This is a genomic window from Vibrio gallaecicus (assembly GCF_024347495.1).
Lineage (GTDB): Bacteria > Pseudomonadota > Gammaproteobacteria > Enterobacterales > Vibrionaceae > Vibrio > Vibrio gallaecicus.
This window is the reverse complement of record NZ_AP025491.1, coordinates 319,035-335,834: the sequence shown is the minus strand read 5'-3', so window position 1 is coordinate 335,834 and position 16,800 is coordinate 319,035. Positions and strand designations below refer to the sequence as shown.

Annotated in this window: 11 protein-coding genes; 5 read left to right on the top strand and 6 right to left on the bottom strand. The window is 43.1% G+C overall.

Going from position 1 to position 16,800, the window contains the following annotated elements:
- Positions 1-62: 62 nt before the first annotated feature.
- The 6 genes from OCU78_RS16055 to OCU78_RS16030 form a co-directional block, all read right to left on the bottom strand.
- Complete coding sequence (locus OCU78_RS16055) at positions 63-3,230, bottom strand: efflux RND transporter permease subunit (RefSeq protein ID WP_137372228.1); 3,168 nt, start codon at positions 3,228-3,230, stop codon at positions 63-65.
- Positions 3,223-5,040: an efflux RND transporter periplasmic adaptor subunit gene (locus OCU78_RS16050; RefSeq protein WP_137372227.1), complete on the bottom strand. Its 1,818-nt coding sequence runs from the start codon at positions 5,038-5,040 to the stop codon at positions 3,223-3,225. The genes OCU78_RS16055 and OCU78_RS16050 overlap by 8 nt, the downstream gene beginning before the upstream one ends.
- The gene (locus OCU78_RS16045) at positions 5,037-6,557 is read right to left on the bottom strand and encodes a TolC family protein (protein ID WP_137372289.1); all 1,521 of its coding nucleotides are present in this window, start codon (positions 6,555-6,557) and stop codon (positions 5,037-5,039) included. The genes OCU78_RS16050 and OCU78_RS16045 overlap by 4 nt, the downstream gene beginning before the upstream one ends.
- A gap of 88 nt (positions 6,558-6,645) precedes the next feature.
- A complete protein-coding gene (locus OCU78_RS16040; RefSeq protein WP_137372226.1) occupies positions 6,646-7,131 on the bottom strand; it encodes a hypothetical protein in 486 nt (161 codons plus the stop codon).
- A 104-nt stretch (positions 7,132-7,235) separates the two neighbouring features.
- Positions 7,236-7,745, bottom strand: a complete 510-nt coding sequence (locus OCU78_RS16035) for a DUF6653 family protein (protein WP_137372225.1) — start codon at positions 7,743-7,745, stop codon at positions 7,236-7,238.
- 129 nt (positions 7,746-7,874) lie between these two features.
- On the bottom strand, positions 7,875-8,330 hold the full coding sequence (locus tag OCU78_RS16030) for a GNAT family N-acetyltransferase (RefSeq protein ID WP_137372224.1): 456 nt from the start codon (positions 8,328-8,330) through the stop codon (positions 7,875-7,877).
- A gap of 219 nt (positions 8,331-8,549) precedes the next feature.
- Between OCU78_RS16030 and OCU78_RS16025 the strand changes: the two genes are divergently transcribed.
- The 5 genes from OCU78_RS16025 (at position 8,550) to OCU78_RS16005 (ending at position 16,603) form a co-directional block, all read left to right on the top strand.
- Entirely contained in the window at positions 8,550-9,914 is a 1,365-nt protein-coding gene (locus OCU78_RS16025) for an MATE family efflux transporter (protein ID WP_137372223.1), read from the top strand.
- Positions 9,915-10,286: 372 nt separating this feature from the next.
- Positions 10,287-11,306, top strand: coding sequence for an ABC transporter six-transmembrane domain-containing protein (locus OCU78_RS16020; RefSeq protein WP_137372222.1), 1,020 nt, complete (start codon positions 10,287-10,289; stop codon positions 11,304-11,306).
- A complete protein-coding gene (locus OCU78_RS16015) occupies positions 11,303-12,505 on the top strand; it encodes an efflux RND transporter periplasmic adaptor subunit (protein ID WP_137372221.1) in 1,203 nt (400 codons plus the stop codon). Before OCU78_RS16020 ends, OCU78_RS16015 begins: the two co-directional genes overlap by 4 nt.
- Positions 12,502-15,621, top strand: a complete 3,120-nt coding sequence (locus OCU78_RS16010; protein WP_137372220.1) for an efflux RND transporter permease subunit — start codon at positions 12,502-12,504, stop codon at positions 15,619-15,621. The genes OCU78_RS16015 and OCU78_RS16010 overlap by 4 nt, the downstream gene beginning before the upstream one ends.
- 79 nt (positions 15,622-15,700) lie before the next feature.
- Complete coding sequence (locus OCU78_RS16005; protein ID WP_137372219.1) at positions 15,701-16,603, top strand: helix-turn-helix transcriptional regulator; 903 nt, start codon at positions 15,701-15,703, stop codon at positions 16,601-16,603.
- Positions 16,604-16,800: the final 197 nt, after the last annotated feature.

Genomic DNA, 16,800 nt, shown 5'->3' with positions numbered 1-16,800 from the left:
TTGTTTGGTTCAATGACTCTTGGCCAGTGATTGAACTGGTTTTGTGATTAAATCGACTTCGATTATTGAATTACCTTCGATACTGTTGATGTATCTTCGATGTCGTGAGAGCCGCTCATTTCTCGCTGTTTCCAGAGCATGAATAGTGCGGGTAGCACCAGCAGCGTGAGTATTAATGCCGAAGCCATACCGCCGATCATTGGCGCAGCGATTCGTTGCATGACTTCTGAGCCTGTACCTTCACCGTACATAATGGGAATCAACCCAATAATCACCGTCAGAACTGTCATCATCACAGGGCGAACTCGTAGACCAGCGCCTTCGCGAATGGCATCAATTAGATCGCCTTGTTCAAGCCTTGTTTGTGACTCAGCAGCATCAAGTTTTTTGTAATGCCAAGCTTGGTTGAGATAGACCAGCATGATGACACCGATTTCAACAGCCACTCCAGCAAGCGCAATAAAACCAACCCCAACTGCGATTGAAAAATTGAAGTTCAATAAATGCATCAACCACAAACCACCGACCATCGCGAGTGGCAAAGTGAGCATGATGATCATGACTTCTCCCACTCGACGAAAACTCAGATAAAGCAGCAGCATAATGATGGCAACAGTAATAGGCACGACCACACTCAAGCGTTCTTTTGCGCGTTCCATATATTCATATTGACCGGACCACACCAGAGAGTAGCCAGCTGGAAGCTCCAATTGATCCGCCACTGCCTTCTGCGCTTCTACCACGTAAGACCCCAAATCACGTCCATCAATGTCGACAAATACCCAACCATTCGGTCGAGCATTTTCAGTCTTGATCATTGGAGGCCCGTCTTCATAGCGAATGTCCGCCACATCAGCCAACGCGATTCGTGCACCATTGGGAGTCACCAAAGGTAAGTTTTGCAGTTTAACGACTGAGTCACGGTAATCTTGCGGGTAACGAACATTGATTGGGTAGCGTTCTAAGCCTTCCACAGTTTCACCCACATTCATACCGCCCACTGCTGTAGAGATGACTTGCTGGACATCTTGAATATTCAGACCATAACGAGCTGCTGAACGTCTCTTGATATCGATGGTGACGTAACGCCCACCAGCGACTCGCTCAGCATAAACAGAAGCCGTTCCCGTCACATTGTTAAGGATTGGTTCAATTTGAGCCCCAATACCTTCGATAACTGTTAAATCAGGACCGGCTATCTTGATACCAATCGGGGTTTTAATACCCGTAGCCAACATATCGATACGTGTTTTTATCGGCATTACCCACGCATTGGTTAGCCCAGGGAATTGAATAAGTTCATCAAACTCTTTACGCAATGATTCAGCCGTCACGCCTTCACGCCATTGTTCACGCGGCTTGAACTGAATAACGGTTTCAATCATGGTCAAAGGCGCAGGATCGGTTGCAGTTTCAGCCCTGCCAATTTTTCCCCATGCAGTTTCAACCTCCGGCACAGTCATAATCAGCTTATTCGTTTGTTGCAGGAGTTCTCGCGCCTTACCAATAGAGATCCCTGGGTATGTGGTTGGCATATACATAAGATCGCCTTCATCCAATGGTGGGATGAATTCACTGCCAAGCTTACTTACTGGATAATACGCTGAAGCCATTAGCCCAATTGCTAATACAATCATCACTTTTGGGTACTTCAAGCTTAAGTTCAACAGTGGTTTGTACAGTGCCACTAAACCACGGTTTACCGGGTTTTTATGCTCTGGAAGTACTTTTCCTCGGATGAAATAGCCCATGAGAACTGGCACAAGCGTAATCGCCAAACCTGCAGATGCAGCCATTGCATACGTCTTAGTAAACGCAAGCGGTGAAAACATCTTGCCTTCTTGCCCTTCTAAGGCAAATACAGGAACAAAGCTTAATGTGATGATTATCAGAGAGAAGAACAAAGGTGCTCCCACTTCTTCTGCTGCTTTACCAATCACTTGCCAACGGTTTTTATCTGTTAGCGGTGTCCTTTCGATATGCTTATGCACATTCTCTATCATGACTATCGCACCATCGACCATGGCTCCAATCGCAATCGCAATACCACCAAGAGACATAATATTGGCGTTAATTCCTTGCCAATGCATAACAATGAATGCCCCTAAAATACCGACAGGTAAGCTCAGAGCAATAACCATAGAAGAACGAATATGGAACAAGAAAAGTGCGCACACGATGGCAACGACGATGAACTCTTCTGCCAGTTTTTTCCAAAGATTTTCGACTGCAGAATCAATCAGGGTTGAACGATCGTAAGTTGCGACAATTTCTACACCTTCAGGTAAGCCGCGTTGCAGCTCTGCTAGTTTGGTTTTGACGGAATCAATCACCTCACTAGCGTTCTCACCAAATCGCATCACAATTACACCACCTACGGCTTCACCTTCGCCATTAAGTTCAGAGATTCCTCTGCGCATTTGTGGTCCAAGATTAATGTCTGCGATGTCCCCTAATAAAAGTGGTGTTCCTTTCTCCGTTACTTTCAGTGGTAAGGATTGAATGTCTTCAATGCTGGTCAGATAACCGGTAGTGCGAACCATGTGTTCAGCCTCAGCAATTTCCACTACCGAAGCGCCTGTTTCCTGATTACCGTTTTTAATTGCGCTGTTAACTTGCTGAAGTGTTAAGTCATAAGCACGTAATTTAGCGGGGTCGATTTGCACTTGGTACTGCTTAACCATGCCACCCACCGTCGCAACTTCCGATACGCCCGCGACCGTTTGCAGTTCATACTTTAAGAACCAATCTTGTAAGCTACGAAGTTCAGCTAAATCATGTTTGCCTGTTTTATCTTGCAACACATAGCTGTATACCCACCCCACACCAGTCGCATCAGGACCTAATGTAGGTTTAGCATTAGAAGGGAGCTTGGGTGCTACTTGGCTTAGATACTCTAAAACGCGAGATCTTGCCCAGTACATATCGGTATCATCATCAAAAATAATGTAGACATACGAATCACCAAAAAACGAATAACCACGCACGGTTTCTGCACCTGGTACAGCTAGCATCGCTGTCGTTAATGGGTAGGTCACTTGATCTTCAACGACCTGTGGCGCTTGCCCCGGATAACTCGTTTTTATGATTACCTGAACATCAGAGAGATCAGGAATAGCATCGACAGGTGTATTTTTAACGCTATACAAGCCACCAAAAACAATGGCTATTGTCGCAATGATGACTAAAAATCGATTTCCAATAGACCAGCGAATAATGGCATTAATCATTGTCCACCTCGCCTAGTTGTAATGTGGTAATAGCTTTTTTGCTCGCTGTACCTTTTTTATTATCAATAGTCTCTAGAGATTTAAGCTCTAGCATTTTCAAAGAGAACTCTGAACCTTGCTTTTCAACTAAAAAGCGAACCTTTTGCCCCTCTTGAAAGTCAGATAACTTAACTGCATCTCCGACCGAGAAATTCATCTCTCCAGATGTCCAATCCCATTCAGAAACCGCTTGGTGGTTTAACGTGATCATCCCAAAATCAGCCATCAGCATGCTGATTTCACCGTTTATCCAAACTTCGTTTATGGCTTGAGGTTTACCGGTCTGTGACCTAGATAGCGGCTTATAATCCACAATGTCATACTGCCCTGATTCACCTTTCTGCATTTCAAATTCAAGAGTTTGCCCTAGCTTAAATGGTTCAAAATCAACACCTTCTGCAACGCTGAAATTCATCACCATGCCAGGCCAATTCCACTCAGGAACAGGTTGATGATTAATTGTCAGCATTCGGTGACCTGCCATCACATCAGTGATTTCCCCTTTCGCCCAAGCCGTGTCAATTGGATCTTCAACTCCGTTGATGCGAGAAAGATCTGCAGACTGGCTAGATTCGGAATCCAGCATGAAGTGAGCAGACGTCACAATGCTGTCTCCCTGTTTTAAACCGCTTAATACCTCAACGTTATTCGCTGCCTCACGTCCAATCTCAATACGGGCAGAGCGATACTTTCCATTTCCTTCCGCAATAACTACTCTGGTGATGCCTCCAGAGCGAATCACAGACGACCGAGGTATCGTCAATACTTCATTATTTGTCACCGGCTTTAAGGTGACGTTAGCAAACATATTGGGTTTAAGTTGACCCATAGGATTAGAAAAACGTAATCGAACACGCAATGTTCGAGTTTTAGGGTCAAGAATCGGATAGACATAATCCACCTCTCCCTTCCACTCTCCATCAGGTAATGCATCTAGCGTCATTGATGCCAAATTGCCTTTTTTGATCCAGTGAGACTGACGCTCAAATACTTCAGCATCGACCCAAACTTCATCAAGTGGTCCCGCGCTGATCACCGCTTGAGCAGGAGAAAGATAACCACCTTCACGGATATTAAGGCTTGCAATAACACCGTCTGCGGGCGCTTTGACCTCAATGGTTTGTGAGGCTTTTCCTTTACGCGCAATCGCCTTGATTTGACCGCGGTCGACTCCTAAAGTTGCGAGCCTATCAGTCGCCCCTTTAATCATTCCCTTACGGTTAGTTTTGTAAGCACTAATTAGCTCTTCTTGCGCCTTAACTAATTCAGGAGAATAAAGAGTAAACAGAACTTCTCCTTTTTTTACCTGTTCGCCAACTGCGTTGATATGAAGCTTTTCTACCCAACCAGAAATGCGCACATTGATCTGCCATAGTTGGCTTTCATCAAAAGCGATGTAGCCAACCGTATCAATCAATGGTGAAAGCACCTCTCTAGAAACAGTAGCGGTTTTCACCCCAAGGTTGTTTTCTACCGAAGGATCGATCTTTATCGTCCCGGGTTTATCATCTTCCCCATTCGTGTCTTCCGCATATACCGGGATCAAATCCATTCCCATTGGCGACTGCCCGGGTTTATCGCGCTTGTAATTCGGATCCATTGGTGCAACCCAGTACAGCGGTTCATCATTTTCTGCCGGTTTGTTTTGTGTCTGGTTGCTTTGAGACATCCCTATCATGCCGTGACTCATACCAGTGAAATAGGTATTCACTCCGTAGCCCAGAACCCCACCAATAACTAAAGCAAGGCTTGCCGTTTTAAATGTGCTCATTTGATGTCCTTATTAGTGTCGTTCTTCTTTTGAATGCTATTTGAGTATCGAGTGATATTTGAGTATTGAACGCGATTGGAGTATTGAATGTGATTTGGATATTGAGCTTGATCTAGGGATAGATCAGAAGGGCTGGACACTTGATATTCGAAACCACCAAGTAACGAGGCTAGTTTGCTATTGGTTTGGTTCAGATCGGTAATGAGGCGTGTCAGTTCAATTTTTAGTGCCAGCTCATCTGTCGCGGCAGTGATCACATCACCAAACTGAGCGGTATTATTCTGGTAGCCCCTTTCTACAGCGGCAATACGCGCCTGAGATTGTGGGATTAATCGATCTTGATATCGTTCAATCCGCTCCATCAAATTCGTTTTATCATTCATCAAAACATTCACTTGGGCATTCATTTGTGCCAACAGCGCATCTTTTTGATATTGCGAAGCGCCCACTTGGTATTGAGCAGCGGTGAGGGTTTTATCTTGTCGGTTATCGGTGAATAACGGGATATCCATAGTCAGGTAAGCACTGAGTAAATCAGAAGCAGGCTCGCCCATCATGTTGTCGGCTTGACGGTAGGCATACATCACTTCAACACCAAATTGTGGCGTGAACGCTTGTTCTGCAACTTCCACCTTCGTGCGATTTGCCGAGATGGTGGCATCGGCCATTTGAGCCATAGGGTGTTGATTGAGCAGCGCGTAAAACTGCGTATCACTGGTATTATTTTTCAGGCGTGAATCTAAGAGTCCCCAATCCAATTCAAAGCTGACTTGGCTCAAGGAAGATGAATTGTACCGATTGTCATCGAACCGCTTAGCACCCAACCATTTGTCACCTAGCCATTCAGACAGCTGTGCAACCACTCGTTGTTGCATTTGTTGGTTAGCTTGCAACTTTTCATCAAGCTTATTCACCTGAAGCTGAGTATTCAGTAAATCCTGCGCTTCACTCTTACCGATTGAATAATTGGTTTTAACATACTGCTCCATCTCAACCATCAGACTTTGGGTTTCTGTAATGAGAAGCGCAGCATGCTGAAGATAGCCAAGTTCTAGCCATAGTTGAGTCATGTTATTTGCAATTTCATATTCACGAACTTGAACTTGATGGTCGACAACATTGGCTTGCTGATTCGCCTTTTTCCGATTCAAGTCCAGTGTCGAACCACGTTCGAATTGCTGCATTAAACCCACTGAAATATTGGTCATTGGGTCTTCATCAAACTTAAATGACTCAACAGGCAGCCCTCCAAAACCTACTTTCAGTTTCGGATCCATCAAGGTTGCACTGGCAACACCAGACTCTCGCATCGCTTGCGATTGAGAAAAGTACTGTTTTCTACTGGCGTCATGAGATAACGCCATCTCAATAAGAATCTTGAGTTGCTGATTTGAATTGTAAGTTTCGTACACCGTAAGGTTCTCGCCAGCGAAAGCACTATTCGAATATAAAATGGCAGGCATAACAGCCGCCATGATGCTCATGCTCAAAGAAAGCACTGCATTTTTGGGATGTATAATCACAATGATTGTCCATATCTAGCGTTAAATAACGCTCATAAAAGATCGGCTAAATCAGATCAGTTCTCTGATGTAGCTCTATTTTTTAGATATAGATAGATTCTGAAGGTGGGCGTAGCAGGGTTTGAATACGCGAGACTTTATGGCCAATAACCAAAGGTTGGTATTGTGCTAGCGAAGGGGATAATTCAAAAGGAACATAGAAAGTATTCAGTGGCCATGAAACAGAAGAGCAAACCGACATACAGCAAGTATGCACAGTATCAGAGGCTCCCTGACAATGGTGACTGGCTTTGTTTTCACTTGAGCTTTGAGAATTAGCATCATGATGAGCATGATCACTCTTAGCTAACATTGAAGAATGATGATCTTTTGCCTGGGATATAAAAGAAGTACCAGCTTGATAATTATCCAAGCTATCTGGGAGGTGGCAATCGCTCATCATACTAGCCATGGCTTGGGGAGGCATCATATCAAGCATCATTACCGGTGAACTTGAGGTATAGCTAGACATCAACATTACGATAATGCTGAACACGGTAATCCAAGTTGTTCGGAGTGTGTTTGTCATAACTAACCTTTAAAATTACGGCGTGAGTGTAAAGGTTACCCTAGGGGGAAGGTCAAGCGAAACGAAGGAAATAAAATGAGAAAGACTAATTTAATAACTATAAGTTAAAGTTTAAGCCACTGTTCATACTCAGCTTTAGTACTTTTCATATCAAGGTATAGCCATACCATCCTATCTACAAACCAAGCCTTAAAAACCATAATCCACAGGTTTCCAACCAAGACTAAGCCTAGGTCTAAAGCCCACAACCCATAAATGAATATAGGTAAGCCAATTCCAGTTAAAGATTTCAACACTAAGATAGGCTTTACATGATGCTCTGGGATAGTTTCTACATTTCGATTCAAATAAATACGCTCACCAAAGGTTGCCATGGAAGCCCAATTATTGGTGGTTTTAGGAGCGTTGAATAAACGAGGGTTGACCCATACCCACAGAAATGACATCAAGATAGGGATAATCGAATACACACCTATCCAATCCCTAGACCAAAAAGCCAGAGACAGGAGTGGCAAAAGAGTAAACCGGGAATAAACACTCCAAGGGTTAGAGTGCCTTTGCCAACTGGATTCATCCATTGACATTGACTTCTCAAGCAGTTTAACGATATCCAATGGCTCTTCCTTGTTTGGTGATAGCAAATGTAAAAGTAAGCAATGTAGTATCTATGAATACAGAAAGATACGCTTAATTCTTCTCAGCACACCCTCCTTTTATTACTTACCTTTTCACCACCATACTCATTAATTTTTCAATTTCATCGTATATTCCAAGCAACCTGTATGCTCGCACTTATGCTGGTTCTCAACTTCAAAGCCTTGAGATAAGTAAAAATTAAAGCTGGCTTCATTCTCAGCATAAACATTTAATATCAGTTTTTGTTCTTCTTTTTCGTCGGTTTTACCATTTTCAACTTGTGCCTTGGCATGGGCTATTAGTTGTTTACCAATCCCTTTCCTTTGGATCTCTGGTGATACAAAGATGGCCGCTAAAGTATTTTCGTACAAAGAATAGAAACCGACGACATCTGAGTCTAATTCAAAAACAAAGTTCTGTGACGCTGGCAGGTAGATATCCCGCATATTATCGACTTGTGATTGCCAAAAATCAGCGGCGGCAAAATCATGCGCCTTAATAGATGCGTTAAGCCAAATATCTAAAATGGTACGGATATCTGCTTCTATAGATGGGCGAATCATAGGGTTCTCATCAATGTGGTATTTGTGAAAATTATAACGCTCCTAGAAACTCATAGATTGCACATTTACGACAATAAGAAGCAAATAGAACTAATAATTCTAAAACTTGACCCTAGCAAACAAGGTGTTTATATTGTCGCCGCCTAACGGGCACACCCTAAAATGTACACTCGCTATCCTGCCATCATTGGTGCATTTATATTGGTGTCTAGAGCCTCCATGTTAACTAAACTTCGTTCTTTTACCCGAGAGTCGGGTGCTTTGATGCACCTATCGATTCCGATCATTTTCACGCAAATTGCCACCCAAGCTATGGGCTTTGTCGATACCACTATGGCAGGTCAAGTAAGCCCTGCTGATCTTGCAGCAATCGCTTTAGGAACAAGCCTTTGGATCCCGGTATTGTTGCTGCTACGCGGTATCATCATGGCATTAACCCCCGTTGTGGCTTATCACCGCGGTGCCCGTGATTTTAATAATATCTCCATTGAATTTTTCCAGATGGTTTGGCTAGCCATCATTGCGAGTATTCTACTTATCATCTATTTAGCCAGTGCAAAACCGATATTAGAATGGATTGGTGTTGCCTCGGAAATCATCCCTATAGCAAGTGATTATGCGCTAGCCCTAGCATTTGGTGTTCCGGGTATAGCTCTGTTTTATACCTTAAACGGCTTTTGTGAAGGGATGAACAATACCAAAGTGCCGATGATTATTTCGGTAGTTGGTTTACTGGTCAATATACCCGTTAACTATGTCCTTATTTACGGTAAATTTGGATTCCCTGAAATGGGGGCTGTGGGTTGCGGTTGGGCAACAAGTTTAGTGTATTGGTTGATGTCCGGAATGTTATATTCCTATATCAAAGGACATCACCATTATAAAACCATCATCAGTTTTTCAGATGTAAAACCAAGACTGAAAGAAATGCTTCACCTATTGAAACTAGGTTTACCTATCGGGATGAACATTGCGGTTTGTGGCAGTATTTTCTCGGTGATTGCACTTATGATTGGTCGAATCGGTGCTGAAAATATCGCCGCGGCTCAAATCGCTTTAAACATTTCAAGCATGACTTACGTGATCCCAATGAGCATATCATTTGGTATTACCATTCGTGTTGGTCATGCTCTAGGTGAAAAAGATGAATTAGGAGCAATTGAACGCAGCCAAATAGGCATCTTAGTCGCAGGGCTTATTTCATCGCTCTCGGTGGCGGTATTCCTATTATTCCCTGAATGGATAATCAGGCTATACACAACTGATCCAGCTATCAGTGCAACAGCGGCAACGCTACTCGCCCTAACCGCAATGTACCAGTTTAGTGATGCTTTACAAACATCCGCTAATGGCGCATTACGTGGCTATAAAGACACCAAAGTGCCGATGTTTTTAGCGATTGCGTCATACTGGGGATTGGCTCTCCCCCTCGGTATGGTATTAGGATTGACCGATTACATTGTTCCAGCAATGGGCGAAAAGGGCTTTTGGGTCGGAATCCTGACCGGGTTAACCATTGCCGCTACCCTTATGCTCCTTAGATTACACTACATAATGAAGATGCGAGCTTTGCAACCTGCATAGACAAACTCGGTTCTTCGATACAAAGCTCTTCTATACTAGACTCTTCCTTAGAAGCAGGTTCTTCTGCAACTGAGATATAAAAGTGCGTTACTGCTTACCTGTAGTAACGCTACTTTTTCATAAACCAAAGAACCCGCTAGTTTTACAAATGATAAGTTTATTAGATGCAAAGACTGGCTGTAGCGATTAGCGATTAGCGATTAGCGATTAAACGTTACTCATAAACTGATTGAACGTATAGGCAGTTACTCTAGTGCGGGCACAAATGAGAGAGTTAATGAAGGTGGTTAAAGTCATTTCAGCAACCTGAGACACTTTTTTGTTATTCACATAGTAAATACTGATCTCCAATCGATAAATGGAGTCTTTATTTTGCCGGACCTTTCACACTTCACAGTCAGGTCAATCCTGAAGCAAAACAAATCCAAGGTGGCAATTACCTGGTTTCTGGTCGCACTTGAAAACCTATTCATGGTGCTGCTTCCCCTCTTCATCGGATTTGCCATTGATGATCTTGTTAAGGGTGAGTTCTCTGATCTTTATTGGCTCTCTGCATTGATCGTATCACTCATTGTAGTCTCCGTTATTCGTCGCTTTTACGACACACGTATTTACGGCCGAATTCGGGTAATCATTGGTGAAGCTGTCGATATTAAAATGCGTAATCAGTTACCGCCCAGCAATAGCGTGTCTATTCGAAATGCTAGGTTGGACATGTCTAGAGAGCTGGTCGATTTTCTTGAAAATGATGTACCGCCGCTTATGACTGCAGGCATTCAACTCACTGCTTCAATTATTATTCTCAGCTCCTTTCATATCAGCCTTGGGATCAGCGCCATCATTGCGGGTATCACAATGCTTGTGATTTATTCTCAGTTTCACCCATATTTCACCCGGCTAAATCGCTCTTTAAATCATCGAATAGAACAACAAGTTTCCATATTATCTCGTGTGCCTTTTCGTAGTATTCGACGCCATTTAGAGCGAATTAAGCGCCGAGAAGTGCTGATTTCTGATGCTGAAGCCATTGTTTATGGCTTGATATTCTTTGTTCTCTTTAGCTTCGTGATTACCAACCTTTGGTTATCGACTCAATTGATACAACCAACCGCAGGACAACTCTTCTCTGCTGTGACCTACTCTTTGGAATTTCTTGAAGCTGCGATTCTATTACCCATAACGCTCCAAACACTTTCGCGCTTAACTGATATCAGCCAACGTCTTAATCAACAATGTCAGATTAGCTCTTGCCCTGATAAGAAATCATGCATGGAAAGAAAGCCATATCTTGAAAGTAGGTCAGATTTTGAAAATGGCTCAGATCTCAAAGATAGGTCACCTCTTCACACTCAAACCAATAGAAATGAATTTAAATCGGAGTCTAACCAATGAAAATAAAACAAATCATCCCTATTGCGTTAAGTCTTATTCTGATTGTGTGCGCGCTTAGTGTAGTAGATATGCTCGAACCTGAGCCAACTAAACCTGTCATTCAGAAAAAGGAAAAACAGCCCGTAAGCGTTGTATTGGTATCACCAGAATCCCACCAGCCAGAACTTACTCTTATTGGAATAAGTGAAGCTCGTTGGTCGGTTGAGATAAAAGCCCCTAGCAGCGCAAGATTAGCTTGGTTAAAGAACAACACAGAACCTGGAGCAATCGTAGATAAAGGGGAAGTGTTAGCTAAGCTAGATACAACCCACCTTGTATCACAACTCGCGCAAACAGAGACTTTAATGAAACAGGCAGCTCTTAATTTACAACGTGAACAACACGAACAAACTGTCGCTCTGAAAATGTTATCAAACAAAAATAGCTCTGCGTATGCTCGTAGAGAGCCGCAAATTGCTGCCGCGAAATCGGAATTAAAACAAGCCAAACAAGCAGTTATTAGTGCTCGACAGCACCTAAATGATGCCACGATCAAAGCGCCTTTTAATGCAGTCATATTAAGCAGAACCATTAGCCCAGAACAGCAATTAGAAACCGGGGATATTTTATTTACTCTAGCATCAAGTGACAGTTTAGATATTCACGTTCCCATCCCTGAACCGCAATGGAACATCATCTCAGCAGCGTTAAAAGCCCCTAAAATTCAAGTAATTGATAAACAGCAGAAAGCACACCCTGCCACGGTTAGATATATCGAACCACAGGTGGACAATACCACTCGCCAAAGGCAAGTGGTGCTCACAGTCGATAACCCATATCAGACCACGCCAAGGATTTTACCTAATCAGCAGTTAGATATCGCAGTCACATTAGCTATGCGTAAAGCAGTGATGGAAGTGCCTTTAAGCGCCTTAACAAGAGATGGTCATATATGGACAGTCGACATTGAGGATAAACTGCGAATTGAAAGCATCCAAATATTAGAAGAGAGCATTAACTCGGCTTATGTGATTTTCAATCACTCGCCAGATCTCCCAAGGAAGGTCGTTGCTTATCCATTACTGTCCATGATTTCAGGTACTCAAGTTTCCCCTGAACCTGCCCTTGAAACACCCCCTGAATCTATTCCTCAAATTGTTCCTGAAGCCGCTCCTAAAATTGCATCCTCAGACGCTCACATCACGGAGGTATCACAATGAATTGGTTAACAAAATGGTTTATTCATAATCCTGTTGCGGCCAATTTATTAATGGTCTCCATCGTAGCCAGTGGCATATTAGCATTTGGTCAATTACGCGTTGAGTCTTTCCCACAAATTGCCCCGTCTAGCTTGGTTATTCATGTTGCTTACCCGGGGGGAAGTGCTAAACAAATTGATGAAAGCATCACTCAGCGTGTTGAGGAATCAATCAGTGGCATTGCTGGAATCAAACAAATTACCAGCACATCGGTTACTGGACTCTCAACAATACGCGTTCGCAAAACAACAGAAACCGATCTCGATAGGTTACTAGAAGATGTAAAAAGCCAAGTCAATACGATAAGTGGTTTTCCGGTTCAAGCGGAGAAACCCCAAGTCACTCGTGATGAATTTACCAACCTAGCCTCTTTCGTGATTGTGTCTGCCCCTAGAACAGATAGCCAGCTACAACCCATAGCCAGGCAGGTAGCTCAAGCTTTAAAGAAGCACCCTAACATATCCAAAGTTTCTAACTGGGGAAGCCGAGATCCAATAGTAGTGATAGAACCTGACATTGAGAAACTCAGGAGCCTTAAGCTAAACCTTTCGTCCCTTTCTTCGATAATTGAACAATCCTCTTTAGAAACAAGGGCAGGTGAACTGAAAAGTGTTAAGGGACGAATGATTATTCGAGGTGATGGGTATGCTGATGACTTACAAAAACTAAGTGCTCTCGAAATACTGTCTACACCATCAGGCTCAATTCGACTTGGGGAAATAGCCACGCTCACGAGAGACTATCAAGACAGTGGTTCCATCGTTCGCAATAATGGTGAATCCGCCATCGCGCTTCTGGTTAGCACTCGACAAACGGACAACCTAATTCAGGTGAGTGGTGCAATCAAAGAAGTGCTACAAAAAGAACGCGAGCGCCTGCCTGATGACGTATCCCTTTCAACTATGGCTAATATGGCACCTTATATCGAAGATCAGCTTTATCGCTTAGGTGACAATGCGTGGCAAGGACTACTTATTGTCATGCTATTACTGGGGATCTTTCTGGAAATAAAACTGGCTTTTTGGGTAGCAGCCGGTATTCCCATCGCTTTATGCGGAACTCTCAGTGCCATGAATTTAATGGACTATAGCGTCAACGACATCACTTTATTTGGCTTTATTCTGGTGCTAGGAATTTTAGTGGACGATGCAGTTGTAGTTGGAGAAGCGATTCATTCTGAGCGTGGAAAAACTTCCAATTCAAGAGAAGCCGCATGGAAAGGCGTAAAATCAGTGTCTGTCGCCACAGTATTTGGTGTGCTCACTACAATCGCGGCTTTCTCACCTATGCTCTGGATTAACAATGACTTCGCTAAAATACTGGCTGGGTTTTCTGCCGTGGTTATTTTTGCTCTGTTTTTCTCATTGATAGAAAGTAAATTTATCTTGCCTTCTCATCTTGCCGAAATGAAAACGAAAAACACACAAAAGGACAAAACAGGGATTATTTCTCGCGTACAAAACGGTGCTCAAGCAGGTCTTGCTCATATCACTCAGCATTACTATCGTCCGGTATTACAATATTCTCTACACAATAAATGCGCGTCGTTACTCGGGTTCAGTGCATTTTTCATCTTGGCTTATGGTATGTGGGCGAGTGGCACCATTCGTAGTGCTATATTCCCTGAAATACCAGGGCGCTATATCACTGCAAAAGTAACATTAGAAGACGGTGCGCCTTTGCCTTTACAAGAAAAAGCACTAGATAAACTAGAGCGAACCGCTTTACAACTCAATCAAACCCTTCAACAAGAATTCGCACTCACTGATGATCCGCTTGTTAATTTACTCGCCTGGTCTGATGGTTACGGCGAAATAGAAGTGACAGCCGAACTGAGCAGTGAAGCGCTGTCTACTCTACCCAGTAATCATTTAACCAATGAATGGCGTTCACTTACAGGGTCGATTGAAGGTGCCTATTCATCTCAATTTACCGCTGCTGAAGAGCCAGCAGGTGGCACTTTCATTTCCGTTTCCGCCACAGACCGAGAGCTCGCTAAACGAGTCGCTCAAGAAGTGGGAACCCAGTTAGACGGCTTACCCGGTGTGACAGATGTATTTAATGACGGCAAAGGCGGGCAAGAGCAAGTTCGCATTACCCTCAATTCTTATGGTCGCCAATTAGGGCTCACTCAAGACAAGATAGCTCAACTAGCAGGGGATGCTTTTGGGCAAAGAGAGATCCATCGTTTATTAGAACAAGGGCAGGAAACAAAAGTTATTGTTCGATACCCGCAAAGTGAACGTATGACGCAAACTCAGCTTCGATACACTCCTATCATGCTACCAAGTGGGCAAACACTTCCTTTAAGTGAAATTGCCACCTTTACCGTAGAACGAGTACCTGAGGTGTTGTACCGCCGCAATCGCGAACAAGTAGTCAATGTCTATTGGAATCAAAACCGAGCAGTACAATCACCAGAAGCAACGATGGCCCTCTTAAATCAGTCTATCGATACTCTTCATAAACGTTACCCAGATGTGAGCATCAAAGCAGGAGGAGAATTTGAAGAAATGGGTGAAGTCCAACAAGGCTTTCAGTCCGCAATGATTTTAACGCTCTTACTGGTCTACATTTTATTAGCAATTCCATTGAAATCTTACTGGCAACCTTTGATTATTATGGCAGTGATCCCCTTTGGATTTTCCGGAGCTATCTTTGGGCATTACTTGATGGATTTACCTATCAGTATTTTGTCTATGTTCGGCATGATGGCAATGACGGGAATTGTCATTAACGACTCCCTTGTTTTGATCACGCGTTTTAATTCTGAATTCAGAAATGGTGTACCTCTTAATCAAGCCTTAATTACGGCTGGTACAAGTAGGATGAGAGCTATTTTCCTGACCACAATTACCACCGTTTGTGGCTTGCTCCCATTATTAAGTGAAAGTGCTGAACAAGCCCAATACCTAAAGCCTGCTGCTGTTTCATTGGTTTTTGGTGAGTTATTTGCTACCACCGTCACTCTGATTTTGATCCCTGTTTTACTGGGGATCAGCAGTAAACAGTCCCATGGAAAAGTGGAGTCTGATTTAGTGAATCAGGTCGACCTCCAAATTAAGCCAACCGCATAAGGTAAATCCAATCGGATAAGTTGCATTTAAAAAGGCGAATCGTCATAGTGAAAGTTACCCATACTCATTCACATTCCCTATGACTGATCCAGCAAATAAACAGCCTTATGTGTTAGTACCAGAAATGACGCTACTTGAGACTTTACCTGCACACCATAAAAAGCGATTTGAGATGGCATTGTTCATGATGCATAACTCATTAGCAGAGAGTTTGTCATGGGAGCAAATCGCACAAGAAAGTGCCATTTCGCCCTATCACTTTCACAGGCAGTTTAGTCAGTTATTTGGGGAAACACCGGGGCAGTATTTAGGTCGGGTGCGCTTGCAATATGCCGTGTCACTACTTTCTTCAGAGACGCCATTAAAAATTACGGATATTGCTCACGAATGCGGATATTCCTCATCTCAAGCGATGGCAAAGGTTTTAAAACGAGAATTAGGGATGACGGCGAAAAGTCTTCATCAGTTCGTAGTATCAGGCACGTCAGCAGATATGGCTCAACTATTAGATAAATTGTCACACCCAGGTTCTAATCAGTCCATTGAAAAACAGCTAGCTCAAGAAATGCCAACCGAACTGGTATGGTACCCCGCGAGAGGTATGAAAGTTAAAGATATACCTAACTTTGACTGGGATGACGTGTTTGAAACTCTTGGTGAGAAAAGTACTCGGCTAATGAGTACAGCACCAATCTCAGAATTAGAACGAAAGTGGAAAGATATTTCTTTTACTGTTGGGGACTGGCAAGTGGATAGTGAGCATTACGACTACTTCATTCCTGAAGGCTATTATCTCTGCTGTGAGGTCTATTTAGTGTCTGATATAGCCTACTTGGCTGCAATTGAGGGCTTGTTTGAACAAGCAGAGATTCTAGGATATCAAGTGAATGAATCTGCTCACTTAATTGAAATGGTCCACCACGTGGATATGAGTCCAATTGGAGGTGCCACATTCGCTTTTCAAATTCCCATTATTATTTAATACATTTCCAAAATATGAAAACGATCATTCCATCTTAATCAATTTAAAAAATCGTTCATAAAACTGTGCCCTAACTTAGACAAAACACTTCAAGATTCTGGGGACTCAGCAAATACGAAATTGTAACCTTGTGGCAGTCGTCTATGAATGTCGACTTGTCACTCTCACTGGTGAGGTATCACTCTGCTGCTGTTAGG